At 44.4% G+C, this 11,648-nt stretch carries 11 protein-coding genes and 1 other RNA gene; 11 read left to right on the top strand and 1 reads right to left on the bottom strand.

Going from position 1 to position 11,648, the window contains the following annotated elements:
- The 8 genes from AC1WIP_RS05300 to AC1WIP_RS05265 form a co-directional block, all read left to right on the top strand.
- On the top strand, positions 1-1,754 hold a 1,754-nt coding region (locus tag AC1WIP_RS05300; protein WP_481140842.1), incomplete at its 5' end, for a peptide ABC transporter substrate-binding protein.
- Between the two features lie 154 nt (positions 1,755-1,908).
- The gene (secG, locus tag AC1WIP_RS05295; RefSeq protein ID WP_481140841.1) at positions 1,909-2,148 is read left to right on the top strand and encodes a preprotein translocase subunit SecG; all 240 of its coding nucleotides are present in this window, start codon (positions 1,909-1,911) and stop codon (positions 2,146-2,148) included.
- A gap of 70 nt (positions 2,149-2,218) precedes the next feature.
- Complete coding sequence (gene rnr / locus AC1WIP_RS05290; protein WP_481140840.1) at positions 2,219-4,408, top strand: ribonuclease R; 2,190 nt, start codon at positions 2,219-2,221, stop codon at positions 4,406-4,408.
- Between the two features lie 13 nt (positions 4,409-4,421).
- Positions 4,422-4,898 carry an SsrA-binding protein SmpB gene (gene smpB, locus AC1WIP_RS05285; protein WP_481140839.1) on the top strand — a complete coding sequence of 159 codons (477 nt, stop codon included), beginning with the start codon at positions 4,422-4,424 and terminating at the stop codon, positions 4,896-4,898.
- Between the two features lie 71 nt (positions 4,899-4,969).
- Positions 4,970-5,353, top strand: a transfer-messenger RNA (tmRNA) gene (gene ssrA / locus AC1WIP_RS05280).
- A gap of 566 nt (positions 5,354-5,919) precedes the next feature.
- Positions 5,920-6,657, top strand: coding sequence for a Fic family protein (locus tag AC1WIP_RS05275; RefSeq protein ID WP_481140838.1), 738 nt, complete (start codon positions 5,920-5,922; stop codon positions 6,655-6,657).
- Between the two features lie 610 nt (positions 6,658-7,267).
- The gene (locus tag AC1WIP_RS05270) at positions 7,268-7,924 is read left to right on the top strand and encodes a hypothetical protein (protein WP_481140837.1); all 657 of its coding nucleotides are present in this window, start codon (positions 7,268-7,270) and stop codon (positions 7,922-7,924) included.
- Positions 7,925-7,996: 72 nt separating this feature from the next.
- Positions 7,997-8,461: a hypothetical protein gene (locus AC1WIP_RS05265; protein WP_481140836.1), complete on the top strand. Its 465-nt coding sequence runs from the start codon at positions 7,997-7,999 to the stop codon at positions 8,459-8,461.
- A gap of 3 nt (positions 8,462-8,464) precedes the next feature.
- Here AC1WIP_RS05265 and AC1WIP_RS05260 read toward each other — a convergent pair whose 3' ends face one another.
- Positions 8,465-8,992, bottom strand: a complete 528-nt coding sequence (locus AC1WIP_RS05260) for a DUF6512 family protein (protein ID WP_481140835.1) — start codon at positions 8,990-8,992, stop codon at positions 8,465-8,467.
- A 241-nt stretch (positions 8,993-9,233) separates the two neighbouring features.
- Here AC1WIP_RS05260 and AC1WIP_RS05255 point away from each other — a divergent pair, with 241 nt between their 5' ends.
- From AC1WIP_RS05255 to AC1WIP_RS05245, 3 genes are all read left to right on the top strand, one after another.
- Positions 9,234-9,815, top strand: a complete 582-nt coding sequence (locus AC1WIP_RS05255) for a hypothetical protein (RefSeq protein ID WP_481140834.1) — start codon at positions 9,234-9,236, stop codon at positions 9,813-9,815.
- Between the two features lie 89 nt (positions 9,816-9,904).
- Complete coding sequence (locus AC1WIP_RS05250) at positions 9,905-10,582, top strand: response regulator transcription factor (RefSeq protein ID WP_481140843.1); 678 nt, start codon at positions 9,905-9,907, stop codon at positions 10,580-10,582.
- 7 nt (positions 10,583-10,589) lie between these two features.
- Positions 10,590-11,648 (top strand): HAMP domain-containing sensor histidine kinase (locus AC1WIP_RS05245; RefSeq protein WP_481140833.1); only part of this gene is annotated, 1,059 nt, incomplete at its 3' end.

Raw genomic sequence — 11,648 nt, 5'->3', positions numbered from 1 at the left:
TTTCTTTAGCGCTTGTTTTGGCGCTGGGCTCTCTGACCGCCTGTGGTTCTACACAAGAGCCTGCAGATACTTCATCTGCGGCTGCTTCCACCGAAAGTGCGGCAGAGTCCACAGAAGCGGCATCTACAGAGGCTGTTTCTGCAGAGGATGTAGTGGATCCCGCAAACTGGACTGAATATGACAACCTGATCAGCCAGATCAAGTCCACCACAGATTATGTGGAGCGTGAGGCGCTGATGCATCAGGCTGAGGATATGCTCATGGAAACTGGAGCAATTCTGCCTTTGTATTACTACAACGACATTTATATGCAGAAATCTGATGTGACCAACATCTATTCCAATCTGTACGGCTTCAAATATTTTATGTTTGCAGAGGCTCCTGACACAACATTGAGAATTAACCTTGCAAGCGAGCCTGATACTCTTGATCCCGCTCTGAACAGCTCCGTTGACGGCGCATGTATGATCGTAAACAGCTTTGCCGGTCTGTTTACCTATGACGCTGACGGCAATGTACAGCCTGATCTTGCAGCTGATTATACTGTGAGCGAGGACGGATTGACCTATACCGTTAATCTGATTCCTGGTCTTGTATGGTCCGACGGCTCTGAGCTGAATGCAAATGATTTCGTATATTCCTGGAATCGTGCCGTAAATCCTCAGACCGCTGCAGACTACTCCTATATGTTTGACGTAATTGCAGCAAACGAGGACGGCACCCTGAAGGTGACTGCAAGCGAGGATGGACAGAGCCTGACCATAGAGCTTGACTCCCCTTGCGCATATTTCCTTGACCTGCTTGCTTTCCCGGCTTACTATCCTGTAAAGCAGAGTGAGGTAGAGGCGGCAGCTGACTGGGAGACCAACCCTGGCGCATGGTGCCAGGAGGCTGGCTTTGTGACCAACGGCGCTTACACCATAAGCAGCTGGACTCATGACCAGACCATCATCATGACCAAGAATCCCAACTACCACAGAGCAGATGAGGTTAAGGTTGAGACCATCGAGGTTATGCTGAGCGCAGATGACACTGCAATTTACGCTGCATACAATGCAGACAACCTTGACTTTATCGATACCGTTCCCAATGATGAGATTCAGTCTCTGTTAGATAACCCTGAGTTCCACATCGTTGACAACCTGGGCACCTACTATGTATCCTTCAATGTAAAGAGCGATTTGTTTGCGGATAAGACGCCTGCACAGGCTAACGCAATGAGAAGAGCATTTGCTCTTTTGGTTGACCGTGACTATATTGCGGAGAACATCGGCCAGACCGGCCAGGAGCCTGCCAACACCTTTATTCCTACAGGAATGTCTGATGGACACGGCGGTATCTTCAAGGAGAACGATGACGCGTACACCTATCCTGATGCGGAGGATGTAGGTTACTTCAATCCTTCTTATTCCGAGGAAAATGTGGCTGAGGCAATTGCGCTGTTAGAATCTGCAGGTTATGTATTTGATGATAATGGTATGCTGTCCGCAGAGACTCCTATCACCTTCGAGTACTTGACCAATGACGGTACAGGACATGTGGCAGTTGCAGAGGCGCTGCAGCAGGATTTTGCAGCGATCGGCATTGATATGACTATCCAGACTGTTGACTGGAATGTATTTTTGGATGAGAGAAAGGCCGGCAATTATGACATTGCCCGCAATGGCTGGCTGGCAGACTTCAACGATCCTATCAACATGCTGGAAATGTGGACAACCGACAGTGGAAATAACGACTGTCAGTTTGGCAGATAAGTAGTTTTGTTTGAATCCGTTTGGTAAGGGAAGCCGGGCGCTTGTGCGCCTGGCTTTTTTTGCAAATTGTTTTTGCTCTCTTTTGAGAAAAAATGGTTGAAAAGATGTATTTTTTATGGTAACATGAAACTTGCTTGACATTAGGAGGTGTGAGATGGAAGCATTCAGAGTGGTATTGACAATTGTTTTTATATTGATATGTGTAGCGCTTACAGTGTTGGTATTGATGCAGGAAGGCAAGTCCGCGGGCCTTGGTTCCATCAGCGGTGCAGCTGAGACCTATTGGGGCAAGAATAAGGGACGTTCCATGGAAGGCCTGCTGGTAAAGATAACCAAGGTTTTGGCAGTATTATTTATGCTGATTGCGGTCATACTAAATCTTAACGTATTTTAATCACGTAAGACAAACACTCTTGTGACAAAGAGTGTTTTTTTGTGCAGGAAGAAAGCTATAAGGAGTATTCATGAACGGCAGTACGGAAATAAGGGAAAAAAGGAAAAAAATCATCTGTGATCTGGTGAACGACGACCTTTATGTGCCTATGAAGGAAAAGGAGCTTGCCGTATTCCTTCAGGTGGCTGCGGAGGACAGAAAGGAACTGAAAAGCATCTTGGCACAGCTGCTGTCGGAAGGCAGGCTGATGCTGACCAACAGGGGAAAATATATGAAGTCCAACGGAAGGGTTTTCACCGGAACCTTTATCGGCAATGCCAAGGGCTTTGGCTTTGTGAGGATAGAGGGCAGACAGGAGGATCTTTTTGTCCCGGAGGACAAGGTCAACGGAGCCTTTCACAGGGATACGGTGCAGGTAGCCCTTTTGGAGGCTCAAAAGGGAAAGCGCCAGGAGGCCCAGGTTATCCGTATCCTCGAAAGGGGCATGAAGCAGGTGGTGGGCACCTATGAGCGGACCCGGAATAATTTCGGCTTTGTGATACCGGACGACACAAAGCTTGCCCAGGATATTTATGTGCCAAAGGAGCATTCCAAGGGTGCTGTGAGCGGACATAAGGTAGTGGTGGAGATCACAGGCTACGGCACGGACAGAAAAAGTCCAGAGGGCCGCGTTGTTGAGATTCTGGGCCATAGAAACGATCCGGGCGTGGATATTATGTCCATTGTGCGTGGATATGAGCTTCCCGTGGAATTTGGCGAAAAGGTGATGAATCAGGCGCAGCGTGCAGCGAAAGAGGTGTCCGAGGCGGACATGGCCGGGCGCAGGGATCTGCGTGAGGTGGTTATGATTACCATTGACGGAGAGGATGCCAAGGATTTGGACGATGCTGTGAGTGTGAGCTTTGATGGAAGCTGTTACCATCTGGGAGTTCATATTGCGGATGTGGCAAATTATGTACAGGAGAATTCTGCCCTGGACCGGGAAGCACTGAAAAGAGGCACCAGTGTGTATCTGGTGGACCGGGTGATTCCCATGCTTCCCCACGCCCTTTCAAACGGCATCTGTTCTCTGAATGAGGGAGCAGACAGGCTGGCTTTAAGCTGTCTTATGCGGGTTGACGTTTACGGGGAAATTCTCGACTATGATATCTGTGAGTCGGTGATCCGTGTAGACCACCGTATGTCCTATACACAGGTGAAGAATATACTTGCCGATGAGAAGGTTTTGGAAACAGAGGCGTATCAGAAATATGCTTATCTGCTGCCTATGCTGCGGCAGATGGAGGAGCTGGCGGCAGCACTCCGGTCTAAGCGCAGGAAGAGGGGAGCCATTGATTTTGATTTTCCGGAATGCAAGATACTGCTTGACGGGGAAGGCCATCCTGTGGACATAAAGCCCTATGAGCGGAATGTGGCCACCAATATTATTGAAGATTTTATGCTGGCCGCAAACGAAACCGTAGCCCAGCATTTCTACTGGCTGGAGGTGCCTTTTTTGTACAGAGTCCACGATGTGCCGGATGCAGAGAGGATTCAAAGGCTTTCCACCTTTATCAATAATCTGGGGTATTATATCAAGGCTGTTGGCAGAAATGCGGGCAAGGTAAGCGGGGGAGAAGTGCATCCCAAGGAAATTCAAAAGCTGCTTGACAAAATTGCAGGCACTCCCGAGGAGGCCATGATAAGCCGCCTTGCCCTTCGCAGCATGAAGCAGGCGAAATACAGCGTGGAGAGCAGCGGGCATTTTGGACTGGCCTGCCGTTTTTACAGTCACTTTACCTCGCCCATCAGACGTTACCCGGACTTACAGATTCACCGTATTATCAAAGATCAGCTCCGGGGAAGGCTGGGAGAAGAGAGGACAGCCCATTACCGGGAGATTCTCCCGGAGGTGGCAAGTCATTGCTCCGATATGGAACGCAGGGCAGACGAAGCAGAGCGCGAGACGGACAAGCTGAAGAAGGCAGAGTATATGAAGGAAAGAACCGGCCAGTGCTTTGACGGCATTATATCCGGCGTGACAGGCTGGGGAATCTATGTGGAGCTTCCCAACACTGTGGAGGGACTGGTTCATGTATCCAGGCTCCCCGGGGATTATTACTATTACAAGGAGGATGCCTGTGAAATGGTGGGCGAGGCTACCGGAAGAACCTTTAAGCTTGGAATGCCGGTGAAAGTCCGCGTGTCAGGGGTAGATATCATGACAAGAACCATTGATTTTTCTTTGGTGGAGACGAATGAGGAAGAATATAACGAGTAAAGAGGTGTGAGGAATGGCAAAGGGAAAAGATGCGCAGAAGCTGGTCGCGAACAATAAAAAGGCATTCCATGACTATTTTATAGATGAAACCTTTGAGGCGGGCATTGCCCTTCACGGCACGGAGGTAAAATCCCTGCGCATGGGGAAATGCAGCATCAAGGAAGCCTTTATCCGTATTGAGAATGGAGAAGTCTTTGTTTATGGAATGCACATCAGTCCTTATGAAAAGGGAAATCTCTTTAACAAGGATCCCTTAAGGGTAAAAAAGCTTCTGCTTCACAAGTATGAGATCAACAAGCTGGCGGGAAGGGTGGCGGAAAAAGGCTACACACTGGTGCCTCTGCAGGTTTACTTTAAGGACGGAAGAGCCAAGGTGGAGATCGGCCTGGCAAGGGGCAAAAAGCTTTATGATAAACGCCGGGACATCGCAAAGAAGGATCAGAGAAGAGAGGCGGAAAAGGAATTTAAGATGAGTGGTAAATTCTATTGACTTATTGTCAAAATTCTTCTATACTAACAGCGAAAGAAAAATCTTTACGGAAAAATCCGGAGAGTTTACTCGGGGTAGTAAAGGTTTCGACAGGAGTCTTGCAGCTGGAGAAGCTATCCGTTGTGACACGTTAATCACAAAATTAAACTAAACGCTGAAGATAATACTCAGTTAGCATTTGCAGCGTAATTGCTGTGAATGACGCTGCCTTAGGCAGCTTGTCCGCTCCGGGGCACTCACACTTCGGAACCCGGGCATCAACCATGTGAGAAACGACATGCGTTAAGCTTTGCGCGCATGGGCGTAAAATGAAGCTACCAAATGGAGCAGGCTGTTCGTTTCCTGCCCCAGGCGGGAACAGGCCGAAGCAAGTTCGGCCAGGATAACGGACTATGATAGTAGAAGGACAGGGAATGGGCTTTTGGACACGGGTTCGACTCCCGTCTACTCCATTCTGTGAAATGCTTGAAAATACAGTGTTTTCAGGCATTTCCAAAGGGAGAAAAATTAAAAAATGACCGTTTGACACCATTTCAAACCGTTTTAGACCGAAATAAGTGGGGTCAAAATTGGGGTCAAACTTTTATAAACAAATGCAACAGCAATTTGGATCGAATTTAACACATTTGAAGCACTAAAATCGAAAAACTACTTATAACCAAATGGGTTACAAGTATGCTAAAAATTTAATTGGTCTTTTGGAGCGTTTAAAGGCTGAAATTTCAAATGAAAATATGGAAAGGAATTATTGAGATTACAAAATAAATTTCTGATTTTGGCTTATACAAAGCGAAAAAGCCATCTTAAAACAATTTATTATTTATTATCGTAAAAAATAGGGGACATGTTGCAAAAACACATCCCCTATAATTTTTTTTGATTCACCACCTTCAAAAAAATAGAAAAAGTAATTCAGATTACAAATTCTGGAAGGTGGCTGTTATTATGTGTGTAAAAGACGGTTTATCAAGTTTACTTCTATTTCCAACTTAACTTGTAAATATATGAGAGGAGAATGATTATGAGTAATAACAATAAAGAATTTTTAGACTTCCTTTTATCAAGATTCAAAATAGAAAGAGATAAATTTGATAGATCAGGTGTATATGCTTACACACAACGTTTACTTGCCTACAATTCAAATAAAATTGAGGGGAGTACACTTACAGAAGAACAAACAGCTTCACTATTTGATACAGGCACTTTACCAAAATCCGATGATTATTATAGAGCTAAAGATGTTGAAGAAATGAATGGGCATTTTCTTATGTTTAACAAAATGTTAGATACATTAGATGAACCATTGTCACAGGAATTGATTAAACAATTTCATTATGAATTAAAGGCTGGTGTATTTGAGGATCGAGCGAATGGATATGCTATTGGTGATTATAAGCAACGTCCTAATATGATTGGTATGTATAAAACCGTTAGACCAGAAGATGTCGCTCATGAAATGTGCTTGCTTGTAGACTGGTATTGTGAACAGAATGTAAATATTTTTATATTGGCTGAGTTTCATGCTAAATATGAAAGCATACACCCTTTTCAAGATGGGAATGGGAGAACAGGCAGATTAATTCTTTTCAGGGAGTGTCTAAAAAATTGTATGATACCAGTTGTAATTGAAGATGCAAATAGAAATGAATATTTGGAGTCTTTAAAAGAATATAGAGAAGAAAAATCTTTGAATAAATTAATTAGTTTGTTTGAAAAAGAACAGCGATTCTATTTAGAAAAGTGTAAGTATTTTATGTAGGAGTGGGATGTAGGAGTGGGATGAAACCCGCCGGGCACACTAAAACGCAGGGGGAGCTTATGTTCAGCTCCCCCTATTTTGAATTTTTCTGATGCACATATCACGCCAGAAGCCGGTGTTCCCATCCATCAATATGCGCAATCCATGAAGCTCTTCCAGCTTTACAATTTTTCTCTTTGTAAGGGGTGATTCTTTGCAATGGAAATATACAGCTGCTCCTGCATGAACCGTTGGCAAAACAGGGTTTTATCCTCCGGATTTTCGTGAAGGATTACCAGCTGATATGCCCGATTTTTAAGACCTGGTATCAGTTTCTTATCGTTTGATATTTCTGCAGAGATTGTAAAAGCATACAATTAACACTTGAAAACGAAACCAACAGAAATAGCATGCGTATAGCTGAGGGGCATCTTAATTTAAGTCGAAAATTTGATGATGCGCTGCGAATTGACAATGAAAAAGAATTGCAAAAAATCAATAAAGTTAACCCCATAATTTAAATACTCCTTCCTTGTAACTTCGGAAAGAATCACATATAATGTGAAAGAGAGAAGAGATTCTATTTTGCTGCTGTTGAGCAGCCCACTAAAAATGGAGGGCTTGGGTGTTTATGAAAAAAAGTGCGAGTGCAGCTTCGGTTATAGGAGGAGCGGATGGCCCCACATCAGTTTTTGTGCTTAAGAAGGATGCAAAGCTTACGCTGAGACAGAAAATGGGACGCTTAAAAAACAGGGCAAAGCGGTTTTATGTGGAGAAAACGCTCAAGTGTGAAAGTCACAGCATGGATGAAGTGATGGAGTACATTGTAAATAGATATGGGTTTGTGGAAGTGACTGAGGCTTCTGATGAAGCAGCAGAAGAGTACAATCAGATGAGAGCATCCTTCATTATCCAGTATGCCCCGGAATTGCTGGGGGAGTACGCTTTGTCTCCTCAATTAAAGAGCGAATCGCCAAAGGATGTGGAGGTTTATTTCAAGCAAAGCGAAGAAAGAATGAAAAAGGCGTTGGAAGTGCCGCCTGCAGTATTTGATATTGACTTTCATAAATTCCAAAAAGCATCTGATGATGTAAAGGATAATATACATATTGTGATTGAAAAAAAGTATGCCTATATTGGTGGCGGAGCTGCTGGCAGCAAGAAGCTGATTAAGGAATTCGATCGTATCTATAAAGATGTGTATAGATACTATGGGGTGACAAAAGCGGATGTGGAAAGCAAATCTAAACGATACGAGGATGTAGTGCGAACCCTGAGTAATACTTGAAATGACATTTGGAAACTGTAATGGTGGGCAGTGCGGCTGTGGTTTACAGATCAACTGCGGAAAGGAGCAATAATGATAAAGAATAACGCATTGAACCCGATTTATGTAGAAGAAATAAAGTCGGCACGACGGGAGAATGCTGTAAGCAGATCAGAAAACAGCGAAGAAGATTCGTCTTTTTCAAAAGTACTTGCGGACAGACAAACAGATTGTCCCTATGGATACCTGGCAGAAAATGGGGTGATTGTGTATAACGGGGTTGTTTTTGTGTGCGATCCCAGGACAAATTCCATCTGCCTGGGAGATATGAACGATCCTAAGGAGGTTTTGAGAATCAGCCTTCCCAGCGGCGGCAGCTTAAGGATCAATGTAAATAATTTTGGTGATATTTCAAAAGCTGCGGGAATGTTTTCGCCGGAGGATTTGAATGCAATACTGCGTGCGATTTCACAATATAATCATTGCACAAAGAAGCTTTATGAAATAGAGCAGGAAGAAAATGAAGTGATGAAGCTGCGGTCAAAAATGCCAGAGTAAAAATCAGGGTGCCCGAATGCCGTAGCCTTTGGTGACCGGGTCCTGAAACAGCGGTGTGCCAGGAGGCGCAAAGGTGAAGATAAAAAACAAGCCTGTCAGGATCAGCAGGAAAAGGATGCTCAGGCTGTTAAAGCCGGGGGCTTTCCGAAACTGCACCAGATAGCTGATGGCGAAGGATAAAACAACGGAAAGCAAAAAGATTGCGATATCTGTGGGGAGAGAGTGGAATCCAAACATAAGCAGAAGGGCATAAAAAGCTTCGGGAATAAAAAGAAGGCCAGCTGCCACGCCTAAAAATAGGGAGGTGGCAAAAACAGGGGATTTTTTTTCAGAGAAAAACAGGCGCAGCAATGAAAAAAGCAAAAAAGGAAAGAACAGAAGCTTTAAATGCTCCCAGGTGGATTCATTTACGGGGCAGAATAAAGCCACAAGAATGTTTTCCTTTGAAAGGTCATATGCAAAGTGCCCAAAAGATCCTAAAGCGGCAGTAAATAGGATTCCAAGCCCCTCTGATTTCCAAAATTCTTTCATGATGTCCTCTTTTTATTTCCTTATACTAAAATGTATTCTGCAGAATCTAAATATATGTCTAGTCCATCTCTGATGTGTTTTTGACCATAATAGGGTAACCGTTTTCCGTGAAGTTATACAGTGCGAGAAGAGGATGAAGCAGGAAAAGAAGCAGCCTGTGCAGGCAAGGAGCCTGTTGAAATCTGCCGTAGATAATGTTATATTAAACCCATATGATGAGGAAAATGTCGGGAGTTAAAGGATGGACGAAAAAAGGACACTAGAGGAAAGGGAATTGATTTCGGGCGGCTTTTTGTTTTGCAGCAAAAAAGATGCCGAACTGGCGGAGACGGAGCGGAAAAAGATTGCTTATCTGGAGGAAAGAATGGATTATTCCAATCCGGAGAAAATATGGCAGATATACGAAAAAGCAGTGCAGGAACGCATTTTTATTACGCCCACAGGCCTTTCTTATTTGAAAAAGGTGCAGGATTATCTGATGGAGCAGCCGGAAATACCAAAGGATGGCCTGTCTCCTATTCCCTTGCTGCATACCTACGACAGAGAACTGAGGGAGAAACAGAATCCGGCCAGAAACAGACTGCGGATTCCCAAGCCCCAAAAGAAGAAGCAGGCTGCGTTTCCTATATCTGTGATTCTGAATATTCTTCTTTTGATTACTGTCATCGCTATGTTTGCCATTACACTTGACAGCGACAATCCTAATGTGCTGAATTATGAAAGAGCTTTGACAGACCGGTATGCGTCCTGGGAACAGGAGCTGACGGAAAGGGAGCAGGCCCTGCGGGAGCAGGAAAGGGTCTTGGAGATAGAAGAGCAATGATGTTTTCACATTTTTAACATAAATTTGCGGTATGATACTTACAACGGAAATAGATTTGCTGCTTTGGAAAGGCGGGAGCGGATATGGCAATAGATAGATTGAAAATTCTTGTTGTAGATGATGAAAGCAGAATGCGTAAGCTGGTGAGAGATTTTTTGGTGAAAAGTAATTTTGAAGTGCTGGAGGCTGCAGACGGCGAAGAGGCTGTGGAGATTTTCTTTAACCAGAAGGATATCGCGCTGATTGTGCTGGATGTGATGATGCCCAAGATGGACGGCTGGCAGGTGTGCAGGGAAATCCGCAATTACTCAAAGGTACCTATTATTATGCTGACGGCTAAATCGGACGAGCGGGACGAGCTCCAGGGATTTCAGCTGGGTGTGGATGAATACATCTCAAAGCCCTTCAGCCCTAAAATACTGGTGGCCCGCATCGAGGCCATATTGCGCAGGACAAACCAGCTGAACAGGGATGAAATCATAAGCTGCGGCGGCATTTCCGTTGACAAGGCTGCCCATCAGGTGTTAATAGATGGAAAGCCGGTTGAATTAAGCTATAAGGAATTTGAGCTTTTGACCTATTTTATCGAGAACAAGGGAATTGCCCTTTCCAGAGAGAAAATTTTAAATAATGTCTGGAATTACGACTATTTTGGCGATGCCCGTACGATTGACACCCATGTGAAAAAGCTGCGCAGCAAAATGGGGGAAAAGGGCGATATGATAAAGACTATCTGGGGAATGGGCTATAAGCTGGAGGAAGAATAGTACTGCTATGAGGCCATCGATCAGAAGACAATTTGCATTGATTTTTATTGGATTAATGGCCGGCATCATATTGATGTGCTGGCTCATTAACAGTATTTTCCTGGGAGAGTATTACACCAGGACAAAACGAAACGTGATATTTGACGCATACACCACCATTGCCCAGGTAACGGGCAGCGATACCTACAGCTCTGAAGTATTTCAGGAGGAACTGGACAATATCTGCAGAATGTACAGTATTACGGTGGCGATTATCGACGTAAATTCCCAGACCCGGTATCTTTCCGAAAATGGCGGCGATTATTTGGAAAATAAGCTGATCGGCTACATTTTCGGCTTTCAGCCTGCAAATCTGCAGATTTTGGAGGAGGGGAAGGATTATACCATTCAGAAAACAGGTCCGGCGGGCAATCAGTCTTTGGAGATGTATGGCAGACTGGATACGGGGATTTCCTTTATTTTAAGTACGCCTATGGAAAGCATTCAGGAGAGCGCAAAGATTGCAAACCGCTTTTTTGCTTATGTGGGATGTCTTGGAACCATTGCGGGAGGCGTCATTATCTGGTTTGTATGCAGGAAAATGACAAAGCCCATACTGGAATTAAACCGAATATCCGAGCGCATGGTTCACCTTGATTTTGAAGCAAAGTACCATGATAAGGCAAATAATGAAATCGATATGCTGGGGGAAAATATCAATAAGCTGTCGGCTAGCTTGGAGGAGTCCATTTCGGAGTTAAAGACGGCCAACAATGAATTACAGAAGGATATTGAGAAAAAAGAAAAAATTGACGAGATGCGCAAGGAATTTCTTTCCAATGTGTCCCACGAACTGAAAACGCCGATTGCACTGATTCAGGGCTATGCGGAGGGACTGAAGGAGGGGATCAATGATGATCCTGACAGCAGAAATTTTTATTGCGAGGTCATCATGGACGAAGCTGCCAAGATGAATAATATGGTGAAGAAGCTGCTGACACTGAACCAGCTGGAATTCGGCAACGATGTGGTAAGCATGGAGCGCTTTGACATTGTGGCACTTTTAAAAAATTATATTCAGTCGGCT

The organism is Acetatifactor sp. (assembly GCF_982438285.1).
This window is presented reverse-complemented; position numbering and strand designations above follow the sequence as displayed.

Coding starts and splice junctions, on each gene's coding strand:
- secG (WP_481140841.1), top strand. CDS start 1,909: ATGGAAGCATTCAGAGTGGTATTGACAATTGTTTTTATATTGATATGT.
- rnr (WP_481140840.1), top strand. CDS start 2,219: ATGAACGGCAGTACGGAAATAAGGGAAAAAAGGAAAAAAATCATCTGT.
- smpB (WP_481140839.1), top strand. CDS start 4,422: ATGGCAAAGGGAAAAGATGCGCAGAAGCTGGTCGCGAACAATAAAAAG.
- AC1WIP_RS05275 (WP_481140838.1), top strand. CDS start 5,920: ATGAGTAATAACAATAAAGAATTTTTAGACTTCCTTTTATCAAGATTC.
- AC1WIP_RS05270 (WP_481140837.1), top strand. CDS start 7,268: ATGAAAAAAAGTGCGAGTGCAGCTTCGGTTATAGGAGGAGCGGATGGC.
- AC1WIP_RS05265 (WP_481140836.1), top strand. CDS start 7,997: ATGATAAAGAATAACGCATTGAACCCGATTTATGTAGAAGAAATAAAG.
- AC1WIP_RS05260 (WP_481140835.1), bottom strand. CDS start 8,992: ATGAAAGAATTTTGGAAATCAGAGGGGCTTGGAATCCTATTTACTGCC.
- AC1WIP_RS05255 (WP_481140834.1), top strand. CDS start 9,234: ATGGACGAAAAAAGGACACTAGAGGAAAGGGAATTGATTTCGGGCGGC.